This window comes from Thioalkalivibrio halophilus (assembly GCF_001995255.1).
Lineage (GTDB): Bacteria > Pseudomonadota > Gammaproteobacteria > Ectothiorhodospirales > Ectothiorhodospiraceae > Thioalkalivibrio > Thioalkalivibrio halophilus.
The window spans coordinates 19,767-45,919 of the sequence record NZ_MUZR01000016.1; the positions used below are offsets into that span (position 1 = coordinate 19,767).

The following is a 26,153-nucleotide window of genomic DNA, read 5'->3' on the forward strand; positions in this document are numbered from 1 at the left end:
GGGGGCGGGGACCGGAGCCGGCCGGTGTCAGTTCTGCGGCCGCGGCGGCAACGGCCGCAGGCTGAACAGCAGCAGCCCCAGCCCCAGGACGCCGGCGGGCCACGCCGGCCAGGCGATCCCCAGCCATTGCGGCACGTCGAGCTGGAAAGTCAGGCCCGCCACCACCAGCAGCCCCAGCGCGGCCAGGCCTTCGCGGCGCCGGCGGTCCTGCTGGCCGAGCCCCTCCTCCAGTTCCCGGATCTGCTGGCGCAGCGCGGCATCACGTTCGGCCCGCTGCTCTTCCACCGTCAGGGCCTTCTCCAGATGCAGCGGGAGCTCCGGCAAGTGGGCCAGCAGCCGCGGCAGATGCTCGCGGGCACTGCGCAGGAACGCCCGCGTGCCCATGCGTTCGTGCATCCACTCTTCGATGAACGGCTTGGCCGTGGTCCACAGATCCAGCTGCGGATACAACTGGCGCCCCAGCCCCTCGATGTTGAGCAGGGTCTTCTGCAGCAGCACCAGTTGCGGCTGCACCTCCATGTTGAAGCGTCGCGCGGTCTGGAACAGGCGCATCAGCACCTGGCCGAAGGAGATCTCGTCCAGCGGTTTCTGGAAGATCGGCTCGCACACCGAACGGATGGCCGCCTCGAACTCGTCGACGCGGGTGTCCTTCGGCACCCAGCCGGATTCCACGTGCAGCTCCGCCACCCGGCGGTAGTCGCGGTTGAAGAAGGCGTAGAAGTTCTCCGCCAGATAGCGCTGATCGGAATCCAGCAGCGACCCGACGATGCCGAAGTCCACCGCCAGATAGGTGGGGTCCTCCGGGTCGGTGGCGTCCACGAAGATATTGCCCGGATGCATGTCGGCATGGAAGAAATTGTGCTGGAACACCTGGGTGAAGAAGATCTCCACCCCGCGTTCCGCCAGCAGACGCAGATCCACACCGCGTTCGCGCAGGGCAGCCACATCCGCCACCGGGATCCCGCCGATGCGCTCCATTACCAGCACGCTGCGTCGGGTGTGGTCCCAGATGATCTCGGGGATGTGGAGCAGATGGCTGTCGTCGAAATTGCGCCGGATCGCGGTCGCGTTGGCGCCTTCGCGGATCAGGTCCAGCTCGTCGGTGACGGTCTTCTCGTATTCGTTGACCACCTCGCGCGGGCGCAGGCGGCGGGCCTCGCTCCAGTAGCGATCCGCCAGCGCGGCGATGGTGTGCATCACCTCGAGATCGGCGCGAATGGTCTTCAGGATCCCCGGACGGACCACCTTCACCACCACCTCGCGGCCGTCCTGCAGCCGCGCCTGGTGCACCTGGGCGATGGAGGCCGAGGCCAGCGGCGTGTCGGAAAACTCGGCGAAGGCGATATCCACCGGGCGTTCCAGTTCGGCCTCGATCACCGCTCGCGCCTGATCGGCGGGGAACGGCGGGACCCGGTCCTGCAGGCGCGCCAGCTCCACTGCGATATCGTCCGGCAGGAGGTCGCGGCGGGTCGACAGCATCTGTCCGAACTTGATGAAGATCGGCCCCAGATCCTCCAGCGCGCGACGGATGCGTTCGCCACGCGTGCCCCGGGTGCGGCGGAACCAGTTCCACGGGGCGAGATAGAGCAGGAAACTGAGCGGGCGCAGCGGCTTCAGCGTGAACAGGATAACGTCCAGCCGGTAGCGCACCAGGACGCGGGCGATGGTCCACAGCCGCAGACCCTGGTAGAAACTGCGTCGCATGGGCGTCAGGCGTCTCCGGATTCGAGACGGCGCAGACGCGCCTCCAGCCGGGCAGAGTCGTCACGCAGGCGGGCCACGTCCTCGCTGAAGGCCTCGAAAGCCCCGGACGGCGGCAGCCAGCCTGCCTCGTCGCGGGCATAATCGGCCAGGTCCTCCGCCGAGCGCGTGGTGGCGTGGCGAAAGCCGGTTACCGCCCGCCGGAACAGGTCCTGCAGCGGACCCGCGGACCCGGCGCCGGCGACCCGTTCGAACAGCGCCGCCCAGTCATGCTCGGCCTCGCCCAGCGCGCGCTGCAGATCGGAGAGTGCCGTGGCATCCCCCTCGATCGTCAGCCCGCTGCGGTCGTCCCGTGCCATCGCGGCGCCCAGCGACAACGGCGAGCCGGCCACGCGAGCATCCACCGGTTCTTCCACACCCCCGATGACCTGCAGGCGGTCGGCGGCACCCACCAGGCTGAACGCGACCCCCGGCGGCTCCACCACGATCGCCACCGCGCGACCGGCCAGACGCTCGCGCGCCTGCGGGGGCGCGGCCTGCAGGATCTCGTTCAGAAGGGTTTCCACCAGGGCGTTGACAGGGCCTGGCAGGGCTTTCGGCTCGGCCATCGCGGTTCCTCGCGGAGTTACAGGCGGGTGGCGCGGTGCAACGCGACGATGCCGCCGGTAAGGTTGTCGTATTCGACGCGCTCGAGGCCGGCATCGCGCATCAGCCCGGCGAGGGTTTCCTGATCCGGGTGCATGCGGATGGACTCGGCCAGGTAGCGGTAGGAGTCGGCGTCGTTGGCCACCAGCTTGCCCATCAGCGGCAGCAGCTTGAATGAGTAGACGTCGTAGGCCGGGCGCAGCGGCGCGACGGGCTGCGAGAATTCCAGGATCAGAACTCGGCCGCCGGGCTTGAGAACCCGGCGCATCTCCGCCAGCGCGTTTTCCTTGCGGGTCACGTTACGCAGACCGAAGGCCATGGTGATGCGGTCGAAGGCCTCGTCGGGATACGGCAGGACTTCGGCATCCGCCTGCACGTAGTCGATGTTGCCGACCCGGCCCTCGTCGATCAGCCGGTCGCGCCCGGCCTGCAGCATGGAGGCGTTGATGTCGCAGACCACGACCTGCCCCTTCGGCCCGACCCGCGGCGCGAACGCGCTGGCGAGGTCGCCGGTCCCGCCGGCCAGGTCGAGGATGCGCATGCCGGGCCGCACCCCGGCGCGTTCCACGGTGTAGCGCTTCCATACGCGGTGGATGCCCATGGACATCAGGTCGTTCATCACGTCGTAGCGGGAAGCCACGGAGTGGAACACCTGTCCGACCCGCTCGGTCTTCTCGGATTCGGAAACGGTCTGATAACCGAAGTGGGTCTTGCCGGGGTCGTCGTCGTTCATGAGTCTTCTTGCGTCAGTGGGTGCGGCGTTCGTGACCGGCCTGATGCAGCCGTTCCAGGTAATCCTGCCACAGACGCTCCTGTTCCGTACCCAGCTTATAGAGATAATCCCAGTCGTAGATACCGGTATCGTGGCCGTCGGAGAACACCAGCTTGACCGCATAGTTGCCGACCGGCTCGATCGCGGTGATATTCACGTCCTCCTTGCCGACCTGCAGGACCTCCTGCCCGGGGCCGTGCCCGCGCACCTCGGCCGACGGCGAATACACCCGCAGGAACTCGCAGGGCAGCTCGAAATGCGAGCCGTCGGCATAGCGCAGCTCGAGGATGCGCGACTTCTGGTGCAGCTGGATGTCCGTGGGTCGTTGCGTACTGCTCATGCGGCCTCCGCTTGCCGGTCGCGGGAATGGCGACTCCGGGCGGGGTTCAGCCCGGGGTTCCGAGAGGCGAGGATATCAGTCTCCCGGACGTCGGTGCGCAGAACCCGGCCACCGGGGCCGGATTCCGTGCGCGGATCAGCCCGCTGCGCCTTCCAGGACCTGCGCCAGCTCGCGGCAGGCATCGGTGGAGGTAAAGATGCCCAGTGGGCTCCCGTCCTCGCCGCACACCAGCGCCGAGCCGATGTGCCGCTCGGCCATGCCGCGCAGCACCTCCGGCAGCGGTGTGTCCGGAGAGACACAATACGCGTCCAGGGCACACACGTCCCCGATCTTCAGGCTGGAATGATCGGAAAGATCGACATGCGCGACCTCCGCCAGCAGGATATCCCGGTCGGAGGCAACGCCCAGCAGTTCCTCGCCATTCATCACCGGCAAGTGGCGCAGGTTGCGCTGCATCATCATTTCCAGAGCCTCGCCCAGCCGGGTGTTGGCGGCAATGGTGAGGGGATCGCGGATCATGATCGATTCAATCGTGGGTACGGGCACGGCAACGCCTCCTGACAGGTTCGGAACCCCGAACCCTACAATCTCCGGAACCCGCGCGCCAGCTACGGTTTCTGTACACGGAGTCACAGGATGTAGCGGGACAGGTCCTCGTCCTCGGCCAGGTCGCTCAGGCGTTCGTCGACGAACGCGCGGTCGATCACGACCGGTTCCGGGATGTCGGGGGCGCGGAAGGCGACGTCCTGCAGCAGGCGCTCGAGCACGGTATGCAGCCGCCGGGCACCGATGTTCTCGGTGCGCGCGTTGACGTCGTGGGCGATCTCGGCCAGGCGGTGCACGCCCTCGTCGCGGAATTCCACGCTGACGCCTTCGGTCTTCATCAGCTCCACGTACTGCTCGGTCAGCGAGGCCGTGGGCTCGGTCAGGATGCGCACGAAGGCCTCCACCGACAGCGGTTCCAGTTCCACCCGGATCGGCAGCCGGCCCTGGAGCTCGGGGACCATGTCCGACGGCTTGCTCAGGTGGAACGCACCGGAGGCGATGAACAGGATATGGTCGGTGCGCACCATGCCCAGCTTGGTCGACACGGTAGTGCCCTCGATCAGCGGCAGCAGGTCGCGCTGCACGCCCTCGCGGGAGACATCCGAGCCGCTCTTTTCGCTGCCCTTGGCGACCTTGTCGATCTCGTCGAGGAACACGATGCCGCTCTGCTCGACCCGCTCGATCGCCTTGACCTTGAGTTCCTCCTCGTTGACCAGGCGCGCGGCTTCCTCGTCCACCAGCAGGCGCCGGGCATCGGCGATCTTGAGCCGCCGCTGCTGGCTCTTCTGGCCGCCCATGTTCTGGAACATCGACTGCAGCTGGCTGGCCATCTCTTCCATGCCGGGCGGTGTCATCAGTTCGACGTTCTGCCCCTGCTGCTGGAGCTCGATGTCGATCTCGCGCTCGTCCAGGCTGCCCTCGCGCAGGCGCTTGCGCAGCTTCTGCCGGGTCTCGTTGTTGGCCGCGTCGTCGCCGGACTCGGTGAAACCGGCGTTGCGCGGTCGCGGCAGCAGGGCATCGAGGATGCGCTCCTCGGCGGCGTCCTCGGCCTGGCCGCGGTGCTGCTGCATCTCTTCCTCGCGCAGCTGCTTGATCGCGTTTTCGGCCAGATCACGAATGATCGACTCCACATCGCGCCCGACATAGCCCACCTCGGTGAACTTGGTCGCCTCGACCTTGATGAACGGGGCCTTGGCCAGCTTCGCCAGGCGGCGGGCGATCTCGGTCTTGCCGACGCCGGTGGGGCCGATCATCAGGATGTTCTTGGGCGTGACCTCGGGCTGCAGGGCCTCGGGCAGCTGGCGCCGGCGCCAGCGGTTGCGCAGGGCGACGGCCACGGAACGCTTGGCGTCGTCCTGGCCAATGATGTAGCGATCCAGTTCCTGGACGATCTCGCGGGGGGTCATGTCGCTCATGGCTTGCGGTCCTGAAGGGTCGCGGCCGGGGAGCCTTGCGGGCGACGCCGGGGCGTCACTCGGCGTCGAGGCTCTCCAGCGTGATGTTGTGATTGGTGTAGACGCAGATGTCGGCGGCGGTATGGAGGCTCTTCTCCACCACATCGCGCGCCGGCAGATCGGTGTTCTGCAGCAGGGCCTGGGCCGAGGCCTGGGCGTAGGGGCCGCCGGAGCCGATCGCGATCAGCGCGTTCTCGGGCTCGATCACGTCGCCATTGCCCGAGATCACGAACGAGTTCTCGCGATCGGACACCGCCAGCAGGGCCTCCAGCTTGCGCAGCGCGCGGTCGGTGCGCCAGTCCTTGGCCAGCTCGACCGCGGCCCGGGTGACGTTGCCGGAGTGCTTCTCCAGCATGCCCTCGAAGCGCTCGAACAGGGTGAAGGCGTCGGCGGTGCCGCCGGCGAAACCGGCGAGGATGCGGTCATGGTAGACGCGGCGCACCTTGCGCGCGTTGCCCTTCATCACGGTGTTGCCCAGCGATACCTGGCCGTCGCCGCCCAGGGTCACGGCGCCATTGCGGCGCACACAGACGATGGTGGTGCCACGAAACTGCTCCACGGTGGTCTCCTGCAATCGGTAGTCGGATCCGGAGCGGGATTGTACGCGGTTGCGGCCGCCTACGAACCCGTCTCGTCGGCCGGATCGTGACGCCGCGCGCGGGGATGGGCGGCATCGTAGACCTCGGCCAGGTGCTGATAGTCCAGATGGGTGTAGATCTGGGTAGTGGACAGATCGGCATGCCCCAGCAGTTCCTGCACCGCGCGCAGGTCGCCGCTGGATTCCAGCAGGTGGCTGGCGAAGGCGTGGCGCAGGCGATGCGGGTGCAGATGCACGTCGAGCCCGCCCCGGCGCCCCGCCTCGGCGACCCGTCGCTGGACCGAACGGTTGCTGATGCGCTGCCCGCGCCGGGTCACGAACAGCGCGGGCTCGTCGACATCCGCCCACTGGCCGCGCACCGCCAGCCAGTCGCGCAGGGCGGCCAGCGCCATGCGTCCGGCGGGCACCCGCCGCTCGCGGCGGCCCTTGCCGAGTACTCGCACCATGCCGGCGTCCCGGTCCACGTCCGGCAGATCCAGCCCGGTCAGTTCCGCCAGCCGCAGTCCGGAGCCGTACAGCAGCTCCAGCATCGCGCGGTCGCGGCGCGCCAGGGGCGAATCGGGATCGGCCGCTTCCCCGTCCGGCGCGGAGGCGGTGGCGGGTGGGGCATCCAGCGCCTGCTGCGCCTGATCGACATCCAGCCCGCGGGGCAGCGGACGGTCGGTCTTCGGGCCGCGCAGCCCGGCGGCCGGGTTGGCGGCGCGCTCGCCGCGCTCCACCTGAAAATCGAGGAAACCGCGCACTGCAGCGAGGAACCGGCGGACCGAGCGCGGATGCCGCCCGCCCCGGGCCAGGCCGGCCACGATGCGGCGCAGCGCGGCGGCATCCAGCTCCGTCCAGGGCGCGCCCCAGGCCCGGCGCAGTTCGCGCAGATCGCGACCGTACGCGGCCACGGTGTGCAACGACAGGCCGCGCACATCACGCAGATGGGCGAGATAGGCCTCGATGGCGGGATCGGGTTGCGACTCGGACTCAGGCGGCCTGTTTGCGGTCGGCATGGCAGCGGATGGACTCGGCCAGGAGCTCGCCGATATGGGTGACGAAGTAGGTCCCCATGTCCGGCTGGAAGCGATCCGGCGAGGCGCTGGCCAGACCCAGCACGCCCACGCGTTCGTCGTCGGCCAGAAGCGGCATCAGGATCGCCGAACCCACCGTGTGGTCCGCATCGTCGAACAGCACCTTCAGCATGTCCGGGGGCACCCGGCCACACTGCGCCCGGCCGCGGGCGAACAGTGGTTCCAGCACGGCCAGCTGGGCGGTATCCAGGGCGTGCAGGTCCTGCACCTCGCGCTCCGCCAGACGGATGCTCACCCGCTCGGCGCCAAGTTCGTCGCGCAGGGCGTCCTGGGTCAGCGCCAGCACCGCATCCAGATTCTCCGCGCGCATCAGGGTGCGGGCCAGATCGTGCAGCTGGCGGCCGACCCGTTCGTTGTCGCGGGCACGCTCCACCAGCTCGTGCATGCGCTGCTCCAGCTGGCGGTTCTGTTCGCGCAGGCGCTTGAGCTGGCGTTCGACGAGGGACTCGGCACCACCGGCCGGATGCGGGATGCGCAGCACGTCCAGCAGGGCCTGGTGGTCCAGGAAGAAATCCGGGTGCTCGCGCAGCCAGGCCTCGACCTCGGCCGCCGAGAGCTCGGCGCCATCCCCCGCCGGGGAGGCACTGGAGGGGTCTGTACTCATAGATCGATCCTGCCGTTGAATACCGTGGTTGCGGGGCCGGTCAGCCGCACCGGCGACTCCGCGCTGCCATCCCAGCTTAGCACAAGGACCCCGCCCGGCAGCGAAACCCGTACACGCGCGTCGACCCGTCCCTGAAGGCGGGCCACGACCATGGCCGCGGCCGCGCCGGAGCCACAGGCGAGCGTCTCGCCGGCGCCGCGCTCGTATACCCGCAGATCCAGATGCCCGCGATCGCGCACCGCGGCAAAACCGGCGTTCACGCGGCGCGGAAAGCGGGGATGCGCCTCGATCGCGGGCCCCAGGGTCGCCACCGGTGCGTGCGCCACGTCGTCCACAAAGGTCACGGCATGCGGGTTGCCCATGGACACCGCGCCGATCGTCAGGGCCGTGTCGCCGACCTCCAGGCGGTACTCCGGTGCCTCAAGGTCGGCCTCGAACGGGATGCGCGCCGGCTCCAGTACCGGGCGGCCCATGTCGACGGTGACCTGTTCGTCCGCCTCCACCCGCAGCACCAGCGGACCGCCCAGGGTCTCCACCGGGATCTCGCGGGCATCGGTCAGACCCTGCTCGCGCACGAACCGGGCGAAGCAGCGCGCGCCGTTGCCGCACTGCTCCACCTCGCCGCCGTCGGCGTTGAAGATGCGATAGCGAAACAGCGCAGCCGCGGGATCGGCGGGCGGCTCCACCAGCAGGATCTGGTCGCAGCCCACGCCGAAATGGCGATCGGCCAGCAGGCGCAGCTGATCCGTGCTCAGCGCGACCGCCTGACGCACACCGTCGAACACCACAAAGTCGTTGCCCAGGCCGTGCATCTTGGTGAAGGCGAGCGCACTCATCCCCGGCGCTCCGGCAGCCGCCCGTGGATGACCATGTGGCGATCGCTGGTCACCCGCACGCGGAAGCCTTCGAGACCGACGGCGGCCAGCTGGCCCTGGGCCTCCTCGGGGGTAAACGCCGCATGCAGCGAGTGCTCGAAGTCGCGCCGCAGGACCTCCGGGGCGTCGGCCGCGTGCTCCGCCACCAGGCGTTTCACTTCGGCCTCCGAATCGGGGCGACGCAGATCCATCACGAACACCCGCGCCCCGGGGGCGCCGTCACGACGGATCACCTGCCACAGCACTCCCGGATCATGCAGGTGATGCAGCAACGAGTTGCAGATGATGGTGGCGTAGGGCGCGCGCGGGCCCCGCGCATCGGGCAGGCAACCCTCGGCCAGATGCACGCGATCGGCGGCCGGATGCCCCGCGCACAGCGCATCCCCGGCCGCCAGCATCGCGGGAGCCCCGTCCAGCCCGTCGACCTCGCAGTCGGGATGGCGCGCGGCAAAGCGCAGGCTGACATCCCCCGGGCCGCAGCCCGGATCCAGCACGGGGCCGCGCACCGGCTCCGGGAACACCTCGGTGAAGGCGTCGACGAAACCCTCGTGGGGCTGCGCGAAATCCGCCTCGGCATAGGCCCGGGCCTGCCCGGGCTCCAGCATCAACTCGGGCTCGGGCCGCCGCGGGATCACGGATCGACCCTCCCGGGCGGATCCTCGTCGTCGGGATCGCGCGGCAGCATGCTCTCGCGCATCATCAGGTGATCGACCTGCTCGCGGCGGTTGACGATCTGATAATGATCACCATCCACCATGACCTCGGGCGGGCGCGGGCGGCTGTTGTAATTGCCCGCCATCACGTAACCGTAGGCACCGGCGGAGCGCACCGCCAGCACGTCGTCGGGGGCCAGCGCGAGATCGCGTTCGCGCCCGAGGAAATCCCCGGTCTCGCATACGGGTCCGACCACGTCGTAACTGCGGGTCTCGGTGTCGTCGCGCGGCACGATCGGATCGATCGCCTGCCACGCGCCGTACAGCGCCGGGCGCAGCAGGTCGTTCATCGCCCCGTCGACGATCGCGAAATCGCGGTGCTCCGAGTGCTTGAGGTATTCCACCCGGGTCAGAAACACCCCGGCGTTGGCGGCGATCGCACGGCCCGGCTCCAGCAGCACCTTCAGCGGCCGCTGGCCCAGGGTCTCGCGCAGGGCCGCCGCCCAGACGTCGGGCTCCGGAGGGGTCTCGTCGCGGTAGCGCACGCCCAGGCCGCCACCGACATCGATGTGCGACAGCTCGATGCCGTCCTCAGCAAGCCGGTCCACCAGCCCCAGTACCCGCTCCAGCGCGTCGACGAACGGCTCGGTGCTGGTCAACTGCGAGCCGATGTGGAAATCCACGCCGATCGCGTCGAGGTGCGCCGATGCCTGGATACGGCGGTACAGCGCCGGGGCGTCCTCGATCGCCACGCCGAACTTGTTGTCGCGCAGCCCGGTGGCAATGTAGGGATGGGTCTCGGCGTCGACGTCCGGGTTCACCCGCAGGGACACCGGGGCGACCTCGCCGCGCTCGGCGGCGACCGCTTCCAGGCGTTCCAGCTCGGCCTCCGACTCCACGTTGAAGCAGTGGATGCCCACGTCCAGCGCGCGCTGCATCTCCGCCGCGGTCTTGCCGACCCCGGAGAACACCACCCGCGCGGGATCGCCGCCGGCACGCAGCACCCGCTCCAGTTCGCCGCCGGAGACGATGTCGAACCCGGAGCCCATGCGCGCCAGCACGTTCAGGACCGCCAGGCTGGAGTTGGCCTTGACCGCGAAGCAGACCTGATGCGGCATCCCGATCAGGGCCTCGGCGAACGCGCGGTAATGGCGCTCCAGGGTGGCGCGGGAGTAGACGTAGGCCGGGGTCCCCACCCGGCGGGCCAGGGCGTGGAGGTCAACGCTCTCGCAATGCAGCGTGCCCCCGCGGTAATCGAAATAGTCCATCTAGCGGGATTCCTCCTGCTCGTCCTCGGGGAGGTAGAGATCGCCCTTCTGCCCGCAGCTGGCCAGCATCTGCGCGCCTCCGAGAACGATAACCACGATCAGCAGCAGCAGGTGGGCCTTGCAGAAGGGCATGGGTGCGGTATCCGGGAATGATTGCATCGGGAGGGCATAGTGTGCCATTGATACGGGGCTGGCTTCACTCGGATCAGGGGCGTTGCGGCCCGGAGCCGCTCGATGACGGATCCGTTCATGAAGCGTTCAGCCGTATTCTGAGACTCTGGAGTTGCAGGATCAGCAAAGGGCCCGACACCAAAGGGGGCTGATCCGGGGACGGGGAATAGAACCGAACGGTACCTCGTCACAACGCACAGGCGCCGGCATCCGAAAGGATCGCTTGCGCCCCGGGAAAGTCCGGATTTGATCCAAAAAGATGAGAGGAGATCTCCATGATTAGCACCAAGCGTCGTGTCTTCCTGAAAGGCACTCTCGCCGCCGGTACCGTGGGCGCCGCCGTGGGCGCCGGCCTGCTGGCCCCGAGCAAGCTGCTCGCCGCCTGGTCCGACGACATGTTCCGCACCGAGGGCATGGCCGAGGCGATGAACGCGGTTGCCGGTACCACCGACATGCAGCAGTCCGACGACATCGACCTGAGCGCCCCGGAAATCGCCGAGAACGGCGCCGTGGTCCCGGTCTCGGTCGAGGCCCACATGGACAACGTCGAGGAGATCGCGGTCTTCGCCGAGGCCAACGAGCGCTCCCTCACCGGCCGTTATGTCTTCGCCTCCGGCGCCAAGCCGAAGGCTTCGATGCGCATCCGCCTGGGTGATACCTCGGACGTGGTCGCCGCCGTCAAGGCCGACGGCAACTGGTACATGACGTCCCGCAACGTCGAAGTGACGGTGGGTGGCTGCGGCGGCTAAGCCGGCACCCTCACCGATCCGATCAACAGTCTGGAGGTAAAGAACTATGTCCATCCGTATTCGCGCCCAGGAACAGGACGGGATGATCAACGTCCGCACCCTGCTGAGCCACCCGATGCATACCGGGGATCAGACCGATGATGCCGGCGAAACCATCCCCGAGCATTTCATTCAGACCGTCGAAGCCAAGCGCAACGGCGAAACCATGGTCACCGCCTACTGGAACGTGACCATCTCGCAGAACCCCTTCCTCGAGCTGGAATTCGAAGGTTCGTCCGGCGATACCGTCGAGATCAGCTGGGAAGACAACCAGGGCGACACCGATTCCGAGTCGGTTTCCGTCCGGTAAATCCATCTCCATTGATGGATACGGAAAGGCCGGGGTTCACCCCGGCCTTTTTTGTGGGTATCCGTATCCGACCCGCCGATGGGGCGGACAGACGTCGTGCTGCATGTCCCGGGCCGCGAGTACGGCATACCGGCCGGGCGCCAGCCTTGCTACACTGGAGCTTTCTGCGTCGAAGCCAGCCAAGATGAACCAGCGTACCGCCTCCGTCCGCCGCGACACCCTCGAGACCCGGATCTCCGTCGAACTGAACCTCGACGGCACCGGCCAGTGCCACACCGAGACCGGCATCCCGTTCCTCGACCACATGCTCGACCAGATCGCGCGTCACGGGATGGTCGATCTGGACGTGCGCGCCGAAGGCGACCTGCACATCGACGACCACCACACGGTGGAAGACATCGGCATCACCCTGGGCCAGGCACTGGCGCAGGCGATCGGCGACAAGAAGGGCATCCGCCGCTATGGCCATGCCTATGTTCCGCTGGACGAGGCCCTGTCACGGGTGGTGATCGACTTCTCCGGCCGCCCGGGCCTGGAGATGCACGCCGATTTCCGCCGTTCGCACATCGGCCAGTTCGATGTCGACCTGTTCCACGAATTCTTCCAGGGCCTGGTGAACCATGCGTGGATCACCCTGCACGTGGACTGCCTGCGCGGGGACAATGCCCATCACGTAGCGGAGACCATCTTCAAGGCCTTCGGCCGCGCGCTGCGCGAGGCCGCGGAGGAAGACCCCCGCGGCGCCGGCATCACGCCCTCCACCAAGGGCAGCCTGTAAGGCCCGCCGCAACAGGGAAGCCACATGGAAACCGTCGCCGTCATCGACTACGGCATGGGCAACCTCCACTCGGTGGAGCGTGCCCTGACGCACGAGGCCGCACCCGGCCAGCGCATCCTGCGTACCGACGACCCGGAGATTCTGCGCGAGGCCGACCGGCTGGTGTTTCCCGGCCAGGGGGCGGCCGGCGACGCGATGCAGGCCCTCGCCCGGCGCGGTCTCAACCGCCTGCTGCCGGAACTGGCCGGTTCACGCCCGTTCCTCGGGCTGTGCCTGGGGCAGCAGATCCTGATGGAGCACTCGGACGAAAGCGGTGGCGTCGACCTGCTGGGGGTGATCCCCGGCGGGGTCGCCCGCTTTCCGGAACGCAGCGATGCGCAGGGGCGTCGCCTCAAGGTGCCACACATGGGCTGGAACCGCGTGCAGCCCACCGGCGAGCACCCGCTGTGGCACGGCCTGCCGGAGACGCCGTGGTTCTATTTCGTGCACAGCTTCCGGGTGCAGCCGCGCGACGCGGCCAGCGTGGCTGCGCACACGGATTATGGCGAAACCTTCGCCTCGGCCCTCGCCCGCGGCTCGCTGTTCACCATGCAGTGTCACCCGGAAAAGAGCGCGGCCTGCGGGTTGCGCCTGCTGAACAACTTTCTGCGCTGGGACGGCGACGCCCCGGACGCCCCGCAAACGCCGTAACTGGAGGCGGAGAAGATGCTGGTCATTCCCGCGATCGACCTGAAGGAAGGCAAGTGCGTGCGCCTGCGCCAGGGGCGCATGGAGGATTCGACGGTATTCGGCGAAGAGCCAGTGGAAATGGCCCGACGCTGGGTCGAGGCCGGGGCCGAACGCCTGCACATCGTGGACCTTGACGGCGCGTTCGCCGGCCGCCCGCGCAACGCCGAGGCGATCCACGCGATCGTCGAGGCCTTCCCCGACCTGACCATCCAGATCGGCGGCGGCATCCGCGACGATGACACCGTGCAGGCCTACCTCGATGCCGGCGTGCAGTACGTGATCATCGGCACACGGGCGGTCAGCGCGCCGCATTTCGTCAACGACCTGTGCCTGGAATTCCCGGGTCACATCATCGTCGGCCTGGATGCCCGCGACGGCAAGATCGCGGTGGACGGCTGGTCCAAGCTCTCGCGTCACGACGTGATCGACCTCGCCCAGCACTTCGAGTCCGACGGCGTCGCCGCGATCATCTATACCGACATCGCGCGCGACGGGATGATGGAAGGCCCCAACGTGGAGGCCACCGCGAAGCTCGCGGAGAACGTTCGCGTACCGGTGATCGCCTCCGGCGGCGTCAGCTCGCTGGACGACATCCGCAGCCTCGCCCGCGGGGCCGACGCCGGCATCGACGGCGTGATCGTCGGCCGCGCCCTGTACGAGGACGCCTTCACCCTGGAGCAGGCGCGCGCAGCCGCCCGGGGCGAGGACACCTGAGATGCTGGCACGCCGCATCATCCCCTGCCTGGACGTGGACGCCGGCCGCGTGGTCAAGGGCGTGAACTTCGTCGGCATCCGCGACGCCGGTGACCCGGTGGAGATCGCCCGGCGCTACGACGCCCAGGGGGCCGACGAGCTGACGTTCCTCGACATCACCGCCTCCTCCGACGACCGCAGCACCATCCTGCACGTGGTCGAAGAAGTCGCCTCGCAGGTCTTCATCCCGCTGACCGTGGGCGGCGGCGTGCGCGCGGTGGACGACATCCGCCGTCTGCTGAACGCCGGGGCGGACAAGGTGTCCATCAACACTGCGGCGGTTCACCGGCCCGAACTGGTACGCGAAGCCGCCGACTGGGTCGGCTCGCAGTGCATCGTGGTGGCCATCGACGCGCGCCGCACCAGCGCCGAGGGCGAACCCCCACGCTGGGAGATCTTCACCCACGGCGGGCGCCGCGAGACCGGCCTGGATGCGATCGAATGGGCGCAATACATGGCCGAACTGGGTGCCGGGGAGATCCTGCTGACCAGCATGGACCGCGACGGCACCCGCAGCGGCTTCGACCTGGAACTGACGCGTGCGGTGAGCGACGCGGTGAACATCCCGGTGATCGCCTCGGGCGGCGTGGGCAGCCTGGAACACCTGGTCGAGGGCGTGACCACCGGGCACGCGGATGCCGTGCTGGCGGCCAGCATCTTCCACTTCGGCGAGCACACGGTCGGCGAGGCCAAGGCCGCGATGGAAGCCGCGGGGGTGCCCGTGCGTCCTCTGCAGGAGGTGACGGCGTGAACGATCCCTCCGCAACCCCGCGCGAGCACCTGCTGGCGGCGCTGGCCGAGGTCATCGACGAGCGACGCTCCGCGGACCCCGAACGCTCCTACGTCGCGAAGCTGCAGGCACGCGGCCTGGATGCCATGCTCAAGAAGGTGGGCGAAGAAGCCACCGAGGCGGTGCTGGCGGCCAAGGACGACGACGCCGATGCGCTGGTGTCGGAAATGGCCGACCTGTGGTTTCATACCCTCATTGTCCTGCGGGCGCGCGACCGGCACCCCGACGACGTCCTCGACGAACTGGCCCGGCGTTTCGGCCTGTCCGGCGTGGAGGAAAAGGCCGGCCGCGAAGTCGCAGGACAGCGTTCGGACAAATAGGCAGCCTGTTGATTCGGGAACCCTCCCCGGTCAGGCTGTCCGGCAAGGAACTTATTTCGGAGACACTCCATGGGTATTGGTGGTATCAGCATCTGGCAGCTCCTGATCATCCTTCTGATCGTGGTCCTGCTGTTCGGCACGAAGAAACTGCGCAACATGGGCGGTGACGTCGGCTCCGCGCTGAAGAACTTCCGGCAGGCGGTCAAGGACCCCGACGGCGAGAACCAGAAGAAGGAAGAAGGCGAGGAAGGCGCGGAAGGCGAAAAGCCGGGCGTCGAGAACCAGAGCGAGGACGACGAAGGTCGCGTGGTCGACGCCGAGGTGAAAAAGCGCAGCGAGAAGTCCGGCGACAACGACTCGTCGGACAAGAACGCCTGATCCGGTTCCGGTCCGCAACGACCGGCCGGCAGCGGCGCTAAACCATGTTCGACATCGGCTTCTGGGAAATCCTGATCATCGTCGTGGTGGCTCTCCTGGTCGTGGGACCGGAGCGCCTGCCCGGCCTTGCGCGCGAGATCGGCCGGTTCGTCGGCAAGACCCGACGTTTCGTCCAGAGCGTGCGCTCGGACGTGGAGCGGGAATTCCAGACCGAGGAGCTGCGCGAGATGGTCAAGAGCCAGGACCGCGAGATCCGCGAGCTCAAGCACATGGTCGAGGATACCGAGACCAGCCTGCGCGAGGATCTGGAGCAGACCGAACGCGAGATCAACCGCGAGCTGCGCGACACCGACGACACCCCGGCGGATGCGGATGCCAGCGAGGCGGCCGACAGGGACACGCAACCGGCGAAGCCGGCGCGTCCCGCGGTTCGCGAACGTCGCACCCCTCCGGAACCGGCCGGTCGCGAAACCGACACCTCCCGCACCGATTCGGTGGAAGATGCCGGCACGCAGGACGCCGAGGCGGGACCCGCGCCGGAGGGACCGGCCTGGGACGCGGACGGCGGCGACCTCGAACGCGTACCCGTCAGCCACGACATGGGCCCGGACCTGGCCACCGAAGATCCCGCTCTGGCGGCCGAACGCGAACAGCGCAGCACGCGGGAAGACGCTCGGGAAGAAACGCCCCGGCGGCGCACCGCCGGCCGCCGGCCGCAGCGCCGCAACCAGCAGGCGCCGGAATCTCCGGAAGAACAGGGCGGCGACGGGCCGCAGGAAACCGACACCGACCACTCACCCCGCACGCCTGACGAACGCCCATGAGCAAGACCAGCCCGGGGGTCGAACCCACGGAAGAGGCCACCGAGACCCTGCTCTCCCACCTGATCGAGCTGCGCGACCGGGTCCTGCGGATGTTCATCGCCGTGCTGGTGGTGTTCCTGATCCTGTTCCCGTTCGCCAACCAGCTCTATACCTTCCTGGCCGATCCGCTGATGGCGCATCTGCCGGAAGGCACCAGCATGATCGCGATCGAGGTGGCCGCGCCGTTTCTGATCCCGTTCAAGCTCACCCTGCTGCTGGCGGTGGCGATCAGCATCCCGTACCTGCTCTATCAGCTGTGGGCGTTCATCGCGCCGGGGCTTTATCGGCACGAGAAGAGCCTGGCCGGGCCGCTGGTCGCGTCATCGACGATCCTGTTCTACCTCGGGATGGCGTTCGCCTATTTCGTGGTCTTTCCGCTGATCTTCGCGTTCTTCACCGCGGCCGCGCCCGAAGGCGTGGACGTGATGACGGACATCTCGCGCTACCTGGATTTCGTCATCCTGCTGTTCATCGCCTTCGGCATCGCCTTCGAGATGCCGGTGGCGACCATCCTCCTGGTGACCATGGGGGCCACTACCACCGAGAAGCTGGCCGCCAAGCGCCCGTACGTGATCGTCGGGGTGTTCCTGGTGGGCATGGTCCTGACCCCGCCGGACATTATTTCGCAGACCCTGCTGGCCCTGCCGATGTGGCTGCTGTTCGAGGTCGGTCTGATCCTTGCGCGCATCATGGAACGGCGCAAGGCCGAACGGGAGACCACGGCCGATGACGACCCGGACGGGCCCGATGACCCCGAGGGCGGACCGGGGGGCGGCCCGGGCGCGGGGCCGCAGAGCGGACCGGATTCCGGCCCCGCACCGCGATCCGGCACCGGCACCGCCGGGCCTGAACCCGCAGGCAGGGCGCCGGCCGACACCGCGGGCGAGACGCGTCCGTCCCCCGCGGCCCGCACCGGCTACACCCCGCTTTCCGAGGCGGAAATGGATGCCGAACTCGATCGCATCGAGGCCGAAGACGCCCGACGCGGAACCGCATCCGCGGGCAACCGCACAGATGGGCCGGACGATGCGGCGGACGACACGCCGGACGAATCCGGGGGCCGCCCCGAGCGCGATCCCCGCTGATTCGCGACGGTCGCGGACCTCCAAACCGCGTGCGGAGCTGGTAAAATTCAGCCTTCACTGATGATTCGTCCCACCCACGCACCCAGGTACCGAGACCGCGATGGCTGATCCACGCACCACCCCTCGCCGCCCCGTCCTCCTCATCGTCATGGATGGGGTGGGCGTGAACCCCAGCAAGCTCAACAACGCCTACGCCGAGGCGGACACCCCCAACCTCGACCGTTATCTGTCGACCCGCACGCACACCACCCTGGATGCCTGCGGACGCGCGGTTGGCCTGCCCGACGGGCAGATGGGCAACTCGGAGGTCGGCCACCTGACGCTGGGAGCGGGGACGGTGGTCAATCAGGATCTCGTGCGCATCGACGATGCCATCGCCGATGGGAGTTTCTTCGAGAACGATGCCCTGGTGAGCGCGGCGCGGGCCGCGGCCTCCAAGGACCAGCCCCTGCACCTGATCGGACTGGTGTCCGACGGCGGCGTGCATTCGCATATCCGGCACCTGGTGGCCCTGATCGGCATCTGCCGCCAGGAAGGCGCCCGGCCGATCGTGCACATGATCACCGACGGCCGTGATACCGCGCCTCGCTCGGCGCTGAACTATCTCGAGGTCCTGGAACAGGAGCTGAAACAGGCCGGCGGATTTATCGCCACGGTCTGCGGCCGCTACTACGCCATGGACCGTGACAAGCGCTGGAACCGCACGGAGAAGGCCTTCCGCGCGATGGCCTATGCCGAGGGCGAGCCGGTTGGCAGCGCGCGCGAGGCGATCGAGGGTGCCTGGGCCGCGGGCGAGGATGACGAATTCATCAAGCCCCGCATCATCAATGGCGGGGCGCCGATGGGCACCGAAGTGGAATGCGTGCTGTTCAACTTCCGCAACGACCGGCCGCGCCAGCTGACCGCCGCTCTCGGCATGGATGACTTCGACGGGTTCGATCGCGGGGATTTCCACCCGGTCTCCGAGACCTGCCTGACCGAATACGACCCGCGCTTTCTGTCGCCGATCGCGTTTCCCCCGGAACGCCCGTCCACCACCCTGGGTTCCACCATCGCCTCCGCCGGGATCCCGCAGTTCCACTGCGCGGAGACCGAGAAGTACGCCCACGTGACCTTCTTCTTCAACGGCGGCAAGGAGGAACCCTATGCGGGCGAGAAGCGGGTGATGGTGCCCTCGCCCGCGGTGGACACCTATGACGAGCAGCCGGAGATGAGCGCGCGCGAGGTGGCCGACGAGACCATCAAGGCGATGGAAAGCGGGCGTTACGGCTTCATCCTGGTGAATTTCGCCAACGGCGACATGGTGGGCCATACCGCCCGTCGCGAGGCCCTGATCGAAGCCGTTCACACCCTCGACCGCGAGGTCGGGCGGGTGCTGGATGCGGCCGAGGCCCAGGAGTACTCGGTGATCGTCACCGCCGACCACGGCAACTGCGACGAATACGTCGACCCGGTCACCGGGGCACCGCACACCCAGCACACCATTTACCCGGTGATGTGCATGATCCTCGACAGCCAGCGCTGGCGCCTGCGTACCGGCGGCGGACTCGCCGACGTCGCCCCCACGGTGCTCGAACTGATGGGCGTGCCCAAGCCGAGTGCGATGGGCGGACGCAGCCTGCTGCTGGAAGAGGTCCCCGACTCGGCCTGAAGCCGGGCAGCGCCTCCCCTCAGGACGAGCAGCTGAGCTGGATGCCGCTGGCCCAGGCCGGCGGCAGCCCGGCGAGGTCCTCGTCCTCCGGCTGTTCGTCGAATGGCCGGCTCAGCACGCGCTGCAGTCGCTCGACCTCCGACAGGTCACCCTCCTCGGCGCGTTCGATGGCAGCCTGCGCCAGGTGGTTGCGCAGGATATATTTCGGGTTGACCGCCCGCATCGCCGCATGGCGCTCCGCGGTCGGTCGCGTCTCGTGGCCCAGACGGGCACGCCAGCGATCCTCCCAGGCCGCCCAGGCACGCGGGTCTTCCAGCTCCTCGAGGAATCCCTGACGCGCGTCCCCGTCTTCCAGCGCCGGCAACTGACGGAAGAAACGGGTGTAGTCGACGCCTTCGGCCGCCATCCGGGCGAGCAGATCCTGGATCAGGGCCTCGTCCTCGTCACGTCCGAGCTGCAGGCCCAGCTTGGCGCGCATGCGCCGCAACCAGGCCGCGCGGAACTGCTCCTGGTACGCCTCGAGGACGGGCTTCGCCTGCTCCACCGCGGTGTCGATGTCGGGGGCACGGAACTGCCCCACCAGGGTCTCCGCCAGACGGATCAGGTTCCACTGAGCCACGCCCGGCTGACGGCCGAAGGCGTAACGGCCCCCCTGGTCGGTGTGGTTGCAGATGTAATCGGGGTCGTAGGCGTCCATGAACGCAAACGGGCCGTAGTCGATGGTGAGCCCGGTCAGGCTCATGTTGTCGGTGTTCATGACCCCGTGGCTGAAGCCCACTGCCTGCCAGTCGGCCATCAGCTCGGCGGTGCGGGCGGTCACGGTCTCCAGCATCGCGCGCACCGGGTCCTCGGCCTCGCGGTGCTCGGGGAAGTCATGGTCCAGCGCGTAGTCGATCAGCTGGCGCAGCCGCTCCGGATAACCGGCATAGTGGAAGTATTCGAAATGCCCGAAACGCAGGAAGCTGGGCGCCGCGCGCAGTACCACCGCGCCACTCTCGATGCGCTCACGGAACACCCGCAGCGAGGACCCGTAGAGGGCCACCGCGCGCGTGGTGGGGATACCCAGCGCCGCCATGTGCTCGGAAACCAGGTATTCGCGGATCGACGAGCGCAGCACCGCGCGTCCGTCGGCATGACGCGAGAACGCGGTCGGACCGGAGCCCTTGCTCTGCAGTTCCCAGTGCTCGCCGGCGGGCGTGCGCACCTCGCCCAGCAACTTGGCCCGGCCGTCGCCCAGCTGCGGCACGTAGACCCCGAACTGGTGACCCGCATACACGCTGGCGACCTGCGGCGTGCCCGCCACCGGCTCGCCGCGGGTAATCATGCCGAGCCACGGTTCCGCGGCGAGATCCTCGGGCGTCAGACCCAGACGCTCGCGCATCGCCGGACTGCTGGCGAGCAGCCGGGCCCCGGGGAACGGGGCCGGCTCCGGGCGGTGATGGAAGGCGTCCGGCAGCGCGGCGAAACGGTTGATCCATTCCAGCCCGGCGCCCGACGGCGGTGTCTCCGGAGGACGTTCGCGGTTCGGCTCGGCGGCGGACATGAGGCGGCACCTCGGCAGCGGGAACATTGCGGGTTATCATGCGCCACATGTCGAGGGTACGTCCCATGGGCCCACTCGGCCCGGGACTACCGCCCGCCCGCAACCGAGGAGAACCGCCGTGTCCCAGGATGATGAAAACCGCAACCCCGAGACCGACAACGAGGATCCGGGTCGCCTGCGTACCCGTGAACGCCTGATGTGGCTGGGGCTGATGGCGTTCTTCGTCATCATCCTGGCGATCTACATCGCGCGCGCCGAAGGCCTGGAGCACGACGTCACCGAGGCCAACCGCGAGCTGCTGGAGGCCCAGATGCAGCTGGCCGAATACACCCGCGAGGAGGTGCCGCGCCCGGTGGAGATCGGCCTGCGCAACGCCGACATCCAGCAGCTGCAGCGTCTGGGGATGACCAACCCGGAGCGCCGGCTGTCCGAGGATCTGGTCGAGAATCCGCAACTGGTTCCCGAGGTCCTGCGCGACGGTGACACCGCCGAGTTCCGCGAAGACGGGATCTACGTACTCAACGCGCGCTGGGTGCTCGCCCATTTCGAGAGCGGCGACCGCTTCGGCCAGCTGCTACTGGAATACGAGGTCATCCACGGCAACGTGATGTGGGACGTGGTCGACGGCTACGTCGAGGACTGATCCCCGGCTGCGGCCAGACGCGCGCGCGCAGCCGCGACCTGGCGCCGGACCTGTTCCGGCGCCGTCCCGCCGGTCACCCGGCGGGCGGCCACCGAGCCCTCGGCGGTCAGCACCCCGTGGACATCCTCGCCCACCGCGGCACTCAGCTGCTGCAGTTCCCCCAGTGACAGCTGTGCCAGGTCCACACCCCGCTCCTGCGCCAGGCGCACCGCACGGCCCACCACCTCGTGGGCGTCGCGGAAGGCCACGCCCCGCTCCACCAGGTAGTCGGCGAGATCGGTGGCGGTGGCAAAACCGCGGGTAGTGGCCGCCAGGGTGTTCGCACGACGCACGGCCAGGTTGGGGACCATGTCGGCGAACGCCCGCAGGGAGCCCAGCAGGGTGTCCACGGTATCGAACAACGGTTCCTTGTCCTCCTGGTTGTCCTTGTTGTAGGCCAGCGGCTGGCTCTTCATCAGGGTCAGGAGGCTGGTCAGATGGCCATACACCCGGCCGGTCTTCCCGCGCACCAGCTCGGGCACGTCGGGGTTCTTCTTCTGCGGCATGATGGAGGATCCGGTGCAGTAACGATCCGGCAGCTCGATGAAGTCGAACTGGGCGCTGGTCCACAGCACCAGCTCCTCGGCCTGACGCGACAGATGCATCATCAGGGTCGAGGCCGCCGCGGTGAATTCGATCGCGAAATCGCGATCCGACACCGCATCCAGCGAGTTGCGCGTGACCCCGTCGAATCCGAGCTGTTCCGCCACGTATTCCCGGTCCAGGGGGTACGGGGTACCCGCCAGGGCAGCGGCGCCCAGCGGCAGGACGTTCACCCGGCGCCGGCAGTCGCGCAGCCGTTCGGCATCGCGCTCGAGCATCTCGTACCACGCCAGCATGTGGTGGCCGAAGGTCACCGGCTGGGCCGTCTGCAGATGGGTGAACCCGGGCATGATGGTGTCGGCCTCGCGCTCGGCCAGATCCACCAGGCCGCTCTGGTAGGAACGAATCAGTTCGATGATCTCGTCGATCGCGGCGCGCAGCCACAGGCGGATGTCGGTGGCGATCTGGTCGTTGCGCGAGCGGCCGGTGTGCAGCTTCTTGCCGACATCGCCGATGCGCTCGATCAGGCGCGCCTCGATGTTCATGTGGACATCCTCGCGGCCCACCTGCCAGTCGAACTCCCCGGCGGCGATCTCGTCGCGGATGACGTCCAGCCCGTCGACGATCCGGCGCGCCTCGTCCTCGCTCAGGACCCCCACCCTGGCCAGCATGTGCGCGTGGGCCTGCGAGCCCCGGATGTCCTCGCGGTAGAGGCGGCGGTCGAAGTCCACCGAGGCGGTAAATCGCTCCACGAAGGCATCGGTGGGCTCGGAGAAGCGGCCACCCCAGAGCTTGGCTTCGGAGGCCGGCTTGTCCTGCGGGGAATCCTGCGTCATGGTGCACTCTGAACGGGGTTTTGAACGACAGGGAAGTATACAGGGAGAGCGACTGCCATGCGCCCGGAACCGGGGTCGTCCAGCGGGAACGAGCGGGTTGACGAGGGCCGCGCGGACCGCGTCTCGCCGCTACCGGATTTCTGTGGCGCGGAGACCCTGCTGCGCGTGCTCATGCTGGCGGTACTTCTGGCCCTGGCGATTACCCTGCTGCGACCCGGCACCGGGGACTGGCTGGGGACCCTGGCACTGTATGCACTGTTCATCTTCTGGGTCGCACTCACCAGTCTGCTGATCCTGTGTCTGCTGCAGCGCCTGCTGCGGCGTGGCCCGCTGACCCTGCAGATCGTGCTGCCGCCGCTGGTCCCCATCGTCAATACCGCGCTGGTGCAGCACGCCGCCGAGTCGGTGCAGCTGGCGGATCCCGAGCTGCGTCTGCCGGTGCTGGGCATCGCGGTGATCCTGAGCCTGGTCGCGATGCATTACCTCTACCTGCAGACCGCCTGGGAACGCGAGACCCGGGCCGTGGCGCGAGCCCGCGAGCAGGCCATGCGGGCACGGCTTCGGCCGCATTTCCTCTACAACAGCATGAACACCATCGCCGGGCTGTGCCGGACGGATCCCGCGCGCGCGGAAGAGGTCACCCTGGATCTTGCCGATCTGTTTCGCGCCGCGTTCAACGGCGCCGACCACCATACCCTGCGCGAGGAGCTGGAACTGGTCGAGGGCTATCTGCGGGTGGAGCAGACGCGCCTGGGCGATCGCTTCCGGATTGATCGGGAGTGGCCCGAGGACCCGTCGCTGGAACAGGAAATGCCGTCACTGGTTCTGCTGCCGCTGGTGGAGAACGCGATCCAGCACGGCATCGCACCGGCCCGCGGGCGGGGCCATCTCGGAATCCGGATCCACCGGGAACGGGATACGCTTAGCGTCGAGATCCGCAACAGCCTGCCGGAGGTGGCCGCCCCGGCCGGTACCGGAACCGCCAGCGACGCGGTCCGGCTGCGCCTGCGCCACGCCTTTGGGGATCGGGCATCGCTTCACGCGCAACGTGACGGAGACGAATTCGTCGTCCGGCTGCAGATACCGCGCACGCTGCCGGATCGACCGGATTCGGAGAGAGGGGAGGGAAACACTGATCCATGGAACTGCTGATCGCGGATGACGAACCGGTCGCGCGCGAGCGGCTGCGCGACCTGGTGACCGAGCTGGGCCACCGGGTGGTGGCGGAAGCCGCGGACGCCGGCCAGGTCCGCACGGCCCTGGAGACCCACCGGCCCCGGGTGTTGCTGCTGGACATCGAGATGCCCGGCGAGCGGGGCATCGAACTGGCGGGCGAACTCGCGCGGAGCCACCCCGAAGTGGTCGTGATCCTGGTCACCGCACACGAGGATTTCGGCCTGCAGGCCTTCGAAGCGGGGGTTCGCGACTACGTGCTCAAGCCCGTACGCCGGGAGCGACTGGAGCAGGCACTGGAACGGGCCCGGCACTCAATGGATGGATCCGGGCAGCCGGACGAGCCGCCAGCCATACGCCTGCGCATCGGCCGCCGCGAAGAGTCGGTGCACCTGGATGCGATCGACTGTTTCGTCACCGAGGATGGCTGCGTAGTCGCACGCGGGCGGGAACTCGAGGGCTTCGTCGAGGCTCGGCTGCAGGATCTGGAGCGGGCGCTGGGGGACGAGGTGCTGCGCGTGCACCGCGGGGCCCTGGCGGTGGCCCGGAACGTGGCGGGCCTGGAGACCCGCAACGCCGGGGACCATCGTCTGCGGTTTCGTGACGGGCACGAACCGGTACCGGTCAGCCGGCGGCAGCTGGCCCGGGTGCGCGAGTTCCTGCGGCGGCACACCCGGGTCTGATTCGAGCGGGTCTGATCCGGGCGGGTCCGGTCCGGCGGGACGTGGCTCGGGTCAGCTGCCCTCGCGTGCGGCGTTGATGCGCATGCGCACCTGACTGCGGTAGAGCTCCTCGTTGGGAATGCCCACCAGCGGGCGCCCGACCGGATTGCCCTCGGCATCGAACGCCACCAGGGTGGGGGTCACGCGGGCCCCGTACCGGTTCCCCAGCTCGGAGCCACGCATGGTATCGCCATCGAAATCACGGACTTCTTCGCCGTTCATCTCCACCATGAGGATATTGACGTCGGAATGGGCCTCGTCACGGCTCATCGGGCCCAGATGGGCCTCCTTCGCGAGCTCGCAGTAGGGGCAATTCTCGGCGGTGAACATCACCACGGTGGGCTTGCGCTCGCCGTTGTCCTTGAGCGCCTGCAGGTCGGTCACCCGTTCCAGCTCCGCCTGAGCCGGACCGGCAAACAGCATGGCCGCGGCCAGGCCGAAGGCCGCGAGAATCGGGTTGCGTATCATCATGAACTTGTCCATCGGTTTTTCGGCTGCGGGTTGCGAGCCGTTATACTACGTCGTTTTTATGGACCCGGGACAAACCACCGGGTTCCCCGAACGGGACACTGCATGAAACCGCTACGCATCGCCACCCGCAAGAGTCCGCTGGCCATGTGGCAGGCCGAACACGTCGCCGAGCGCCTGCGCGCGGCACATCCGGACCGGTCGGTCGAACTGGTGGGCATGACCACTCAGGGCGACCGCGTGCTCGACTCGCCTTTGGCGAAAATCGGCGGCAAGGGCCTGTTCGTGAAGGAGCTGGAGAACGCGCTGCTGGAAGATCGCGCGGATATTGCGGTGCATTCGGTCAAGGATGTCCCGATGGAGCTTCCGGAAGGCCTGGCCCTGCCCGTCATCCTCGATCGCGAGGATCCGCTGGATGCGTTCGTGTCGAATCACTACGGACACGTGGACGAGCTTCCGCAGGGCGCGCGGGTGGGTTCCTCCAGCCTGCGTCGCCAGTGTCAGCTGCGCGCCCGCCGGCCCGATCTGGAGGTCCATGACCTGCGCGGCAACGTGAACACGCGGCTGGGCAAGCTGGATGCCGGCGAATACGACGCGATCCTGCTGGCCGCGGCGGGACTCAAGCGCCTCGGCTTCGATGCGCGCATTCGCAACTGCCTGGAACCCGAGGTCAGCCTGCCCGCCGTCGGTCAGGGGGCCATCGCGATCGAATGCCGCGACGGGGACAACGAGGTGGAAGCACGGATCGCCAGCCTGAATGATCCGGATACCAGCGATCGGGTACGCGCGGAACGCGCGTTCAACCGCCGGCTCGAGGGGGGTTGTCAGGTACCGCTGGCCGCCCATGCGATCCTCGAGGCCGACGGTGGCCTGTGGCTGCGCGGGCTGGTGGGCGCGGTCGATGGCAGCCAGCTGCTGCAGCGCGAGGTACGCGGGCCACGTGCCGAGGCCGAGGCACTGGGCATCCGCCTGGCGGACGAGCTGCTGGAACTGGGCGCCGGGGAACTTCTGCGCGCCGCAATGAACGATCACTGAGGA

General features: G+C 68.3%; 31 protein-coding genes. 15 read left to right on the top strand and 16 right to left on the bottom strand.

Annotation, left to right across the window (positions count from 1 at the left end; all coding sequences use genetic code 11):
* Positions 1-27: 27 nt before the first annotated feature.
* The 13 genes from ubiB to lptM all read right to left on the bottom strand — a co-directional run bounded on the left by ubiB (position 28) and on the right by lptM (position 10,664).
* Positions 28-1,704, bottom strand: a complete 1,677-nt coding sequence (ubiB, locus tag B1A74_RS05670) for a ubiquinone biosynthesis regulatory protein kinase UbiB (protein ID WP_018947292.1) — start codon at positions 1,702-1,704, stop codon at positions 28-30.
* Positions 1,705-1,709: 5 nt separating this feature from the next.
* The gene (locus B1A74_RS05675) at positions 1,710-2,309 is read right to left on the bottom strand and encodes a ubiquinone biosynthesis accessory factor UbiJ (protein ID WP_077244037.1); all 600 of its coding nucleotides are present in this window, start codon (positions 2,307-2,309) and stop codon (positions 1,710-1,712) included.
* A 17-nt stretch (positions 2,310-2,326) separates the two neighbouring features.
* On the bottom strand, positions 2,327-3,079 hold the full coding sequence (ubiE, locus tag B1A74_RS05680) for a bifunctional demethylmenaquinone methyltransferase/2-methoxy-6-polyprenyl-1,4-benzoquinol methylase UbiE (RefSeq protein ID WP_077244038.1): 753 nt from the start codon (positions 3,077-3,079) through the stop codon (positions 2,327-2,329).
* Between the two features lie 13 nt (positions 3,080-3,092).
* Entirely contained in the window at positions 3,093-3,458 is a 366-nt protein-coding gene (locus B1A74_RS05685) for a gamma-butyrobetaine hydroxylase family protein (protein ID WP_018868852.1), read from the bottom strand.
* Between the two features lie 135 nt (positions 3,459-3,593).
* The gene (locus B1A74_RS05690) at positions 3,594-3,977 is read right to left on the bottom strand and encodes a CBS domain-containing protein (RefSeq protein ID WP_143592230.1); all 384 of its coding nucleotides are present in this window, start codon (positions 3,975-3,977) and stop codon (positions 3,594-3,596) included.
* A 110-nt stretch (positions 3,978-4,087) separates the two neighbouring features.
* Complete coding sequence (gene hslU / locus B1A74_RS05695) at positions 4,088-5,419, bottom strand: ATP-dependent protease ATPase subunit HslU (RefSeq protein WP_018947287.1); 1,332 nt, start codon at positions 5,417-5,419, stop codon at positions 4,088-4,090.
* A 55-nt stretch (positions 5,420-5,474) separates the two neighbouring features.
* Positions 5,475-6,017 carry an ATP-dependent protease subunit HslV gene (gene hslV, locus B1A74_RS05700; protein ID WP_024328616.1) on the bottom strand — a complete coding sequence of 181 codons (543 nt, stop codon included), beginning with the start codon at positions 6,015-6,017 and terminating at the stop codon, positions 5,475-5,477.
* A gap of 59 nt (positions 6,018-6,076) precedes the next feature.
* A complete protein-coding gene (locus tag B1A74_RS05705; RefSeq protein WP_024328617.1) occupies positions 6,077-7,054 on the bottom strand; it encodes a tyrosine recombinase XerC in 978 nt (325 codons plus the stop codon).
* A complete protein-coding gene (locus tag B1A74_RS05710; protein ID WP_077244040.1) occupies positions 7,029-7,736 on the bottom strand; it encodes a DUF484 family protein in 708 nt (235 codons plus the stop codon). Before B1A74_RS05710 ends, B1A74_RS05705 begins: the two co-directional genes overlap by 26 nt.
* The gene (gene dapF / locus B1A74_RS05715; protein WP_077244041.1) at positions 7,733-8,572 is read right to left on the bottom strand and encodes a diaminopimelate epimerase; all 840 of its coding nucleotides are present in this window, start codon (positions 8,570-8,572) and stop codon (positions 7,733-7,735) included. Before dapF ends, B1A74_RS05710 begins: the two co-directional genes overlap by 4 nt.
* Positions 8,569-9,246, bottom strand: a complete 678-nt coding sequence (locus B1A74_RS05720) for a class I SAM-dependent methyltransferase (RefSeq protein WP_077244042.1) — start codon at positions 9,244-9,246, stop codon at positions 8,569-8,571. The genes dapF and B1A74_RS05720 overlap by 4 nt, the downstream gene beginning before the upstream one ends.
* Positions 9,243-10,532 carry a diaminopimelate decarboxylase gene (gene lysA / locus B1A74_RS05725; protein WP_077244043.1) on the bottom strand — a complete coding sequence of 430 codons (1,290 nt, stop codon included), beginning with the start codon at positions 10,530-10,532 and terminating at the stop codon, positions 9,243-9,245. Before lysA ends, B1A74_RS05720 begins: the two co-directional genes overlap by 4 nt.
* A complete protein-coding gene (gene lptM, locus B1A74_RS05730; protein WP_019641480.1) occupies positions 10,533-10,664 on the bottom strand; it encodes an LPS translocon maturation chaperone LptM in 132 nt (43 codons plus the stop codon).
* A 314-nt stretch (positions 10,665-10,978) separates the two neighbouring features.
* Here lptM and soxY point away from each other — a divergent pair, with 314 nt between their 5' ends.
* From soxY to gpmI, 11 genes are all read left to right on the top strand, one after another.
* On the top strand, positions 10,979-11,452 hold the full coding sequence (gene soxY / locus B1A74_RS05735) for a thiosulfate oxidation carrier protein SoxY (RefSeq protein WP_077244044.1): 474 nt from the start codon (positions 10,979-10,981) through the stop codon (positions 11,450-11,452).
* A gap of 46 nt (positions 11,453-11,498) precedes the next feature.
* Positions 11,499-11,801, top strand: coding sequence for a thiosulfate oxidation carrier complex protein SoxZ (soxZ, locus tag B1A74_RS05740; protein WP_077244045.1), 303 nt, complete (start codon positions 11,499-11,501; stop codon positions 11,799-11,801).
* A gap of 184 nt (positions 11,802-11,985) precedes the next feature.
* The gene (gene hisB / locus B1A74_RS05745; protein WP_019022570.1) at positions 11,986-12,579 is read left to right on the top strand and encodes an imidazoleglycerol-phosphate dehydratase HisB; all 594 of its coding nucleotides are present in this window, start codon (positions 11,986-11,988) and stop codon (positions 12,577-12,579) included.
* A 24-nt stretch (positions 12,580-12,603) separates the two neighbouring features.
* Entirely contained in the window at positions 12,604-13,269 is a 666-nt protein-coding gene (hisH, locus tag B1A74_RS05750) for an imidazole glycerol phosphate synthase subunit HisH (protein ID WP_077244046.1), read from the top strand.
* A gap of 15 nt (positions 13,270-13,284) precedes the next feature.
* Positions 13,285-14,022, top strand: a complete 738-nt coding sequence (gene hisA / locus B1A74_RS05755; protein WP_018868865.1) for a 1-(5-phosphoribosyl)-5-[(5-phosphoribosylamino)methylideneamino]imidazole-4-carboxamide isomerase — start codon at positions 13,285-13,287, stop codon at positions 14,020-14,022.
* A gap of 1 nt (position 14,023) precedes the next feature.
* Positions 14,024-14,812 (top strand): imidazole glycerol phosphate synthase subunit HisF, encoded by a 789-nt coding sequence (gene hisF, locus B1A74_RS05760; RefSeq protein WP_018947277.1) that lies wholly within the window; start codon positions 14,024-14,026, stop codon positions 14,810-14,812.
* Positions 14,809-15,171 carry a phosphoribosyl-ATP diphosphatase gene (locus B1A74_RS05765; protein WP_018947276.1) on the top strand — a complete coding sequence of 121 codons (363 nt, stop codon included), beginning with the start codon at positions 14,809-14,811 and terminating at the stop codon, positions 15,169-15,171. The genes hisF and B1A74_RS05765 overlap by 4 nt, the downstream gene beginning before the upstream one ends.
* 69 nt (positions 15,172-15,240) lie before the next feature.
* On the top strand, positions 15,241-15,549 hold the full coding sequence (tatA, locus tag B1A74_RS05770) for a twin-arginine translocase TatA/TatE family subunit (RefSeq protein ID WP_018947275.1): 309 nt from the start codon (positions 15,241-15,243) through the stop codon (positions 15,547-15,549).
* Between the two features lie 44 nt (positions 15,550-15,593).
* Complete coding sequence (tatB, locus tag B1A74_RS05775) at positions 15,594-16,373, top strand: Sec-independent protein translocase protein TatB (protein WP_077244047.1); 780 nt, start codon at positions 15,594-15,596, stop codon at positions 16,371-16,373.
* A complete protein-coding gene (gene tatC / locus B1A74_RS05780) occupies positions 16,370-17,497 on the top strand; it encodes a twin-arginine translocase subunit TatC (RefSeq protein ID WP_077244048.1) in 1,128 nt (375 codons plus the stop codon). The genes tatB and tatC overlap by 4 nt, the downstream gene beginning before the upstream one ends.
* A 100-nt stretch (positions 17,498-17,597) precedes the next feature.
* Positions 17,598-19,148, top strand: a complete 1,551-nt coding sequence (gene gpmI / locus B1A74_RS05785; RefSeq protein ID WP_077244049.1) for a 2,3-bisphosphoglycerate-independent phosphoglycerate mutase — start codon at positions 17,598-17,600, stop codon at positions 19,146-19,148.
* 19 nt (positions 19,149-19,167) lie between these two features.
* On the opposite strand, the gene B1A74_RS05790 is transcribed toward gpmI, so the two are convergent.
* The gene (locus B1A74_RS05790) at positions 19,168-20,691 is read right to left on the bottom strand and encodes a protein adenylyltransferase SelO (protein WP_077244061.1); all 1,524 of its coding nucleotides are present in this window, start codon (positions 20,689-20,691) and stop codon (positions 19,168-19,170) included.
* A gap of 118 nt (positions 20,692-20,809) precedes the next feature.
* On the opposite strand from B1A74_RS05790, the gene B1A74_RS05795 reads away from it, so the two are divergent.
* Positions 20,810-21,334 (top strand): hypothetical protein, encoded by a 525-nt coding sequence (locus B1A74_RS05795; protein ID WP_018947270.1) that lies wholly within the window; start codon positions 20,810-20,812, stop codon positions 21,332-21,334.
* Here the strand turns inward: B1A74_RS05795 and argH are convergent.
* Positions 21,319-22,752: an argininosuccinate lyase gene (gene argH / locus B1A74_RS05800; RefSeq protein WP_077244050.1), complete on the bottom strand. Its 1,434-nt coding sequence runs from the start codon at positions 22,750-22,752 to the stop codon at positions 21,319-21,321. The two genes, B1A74_RS05795 and argH, sit on opposite strands and share 16 nt — an antisense overlap.
* A gap of 57 nt (positions 22,753-22,809) precedes the next feature.
* Between argH and B1A74_RS05805 the strand changes: the two genes are divergently transcribed.
* Both B1A74_RS05805 and B1A74_RS05810 read left to right on the top strand, forming a co-directional pair.
* Positions 22,810-23,904 (top strand): sensor histidine kinase, encoded by a 1,095-nt coding sequence (locus B1A74_RS05805; RefSeq protein ID WP_077244051.1) that lies wholly within the window; start codon positions 22,810-22,812, stop codon positions 23,902-23,904.
* Positions 23,892-24,608 carry a LytR/AlgR family response regulator transcription factor gene (locus B1A74_RS05810; RefSeq protein WP_077244052.1) on the top strand — a complete coding sequence of 239 codons (717 nt, stop codon included), beginning with the start codon at positions 23,892-23,894 and terminating at the stop codon, positions 24,606-24,608. Before B1A74_RS05805 ends, B1A74_RS05810 begins: the two co-directional genes overlap by 13 nt.
* Before the next feature lie 51 nt (positions 24,609-24,659).
* On the opposite strand, the gene B1A74_RS05815 is transcribed toward B1A74_RS05810, so the two are convergent.
* Positions 24,660-25,130 carry a thioredoxin family protein gene (locus B1A74_RS05815; protein WP_018947266.1) on the bottom strand — a complete coding sequence of 157 codons (471 nt, stop codon included), beginning with the start codon at positions 25,128-25,130 and terminating at the stop codon, positions 24,660-24,662.
* A gap of 90 nt (positions 25,131-25,220) precedes the next feature.
* Here B1A74_RS05815 and hemC point away from each other — a divergent pair, with 90 nt between their 5' ends.
* A complete protein-coding gene (gene hemC / locus B1A74_RS05820; RefSeq protein ID WP_077244053.1) occupies positions 25,221-26,150 on the top strand; it encodes a hydroxymethylbilane synthase in 930 nt (309 codons plus the stop codon).
* The last annotated feature ends 3 nt before the right edge of the window (positions 26,151-26,153 follow it).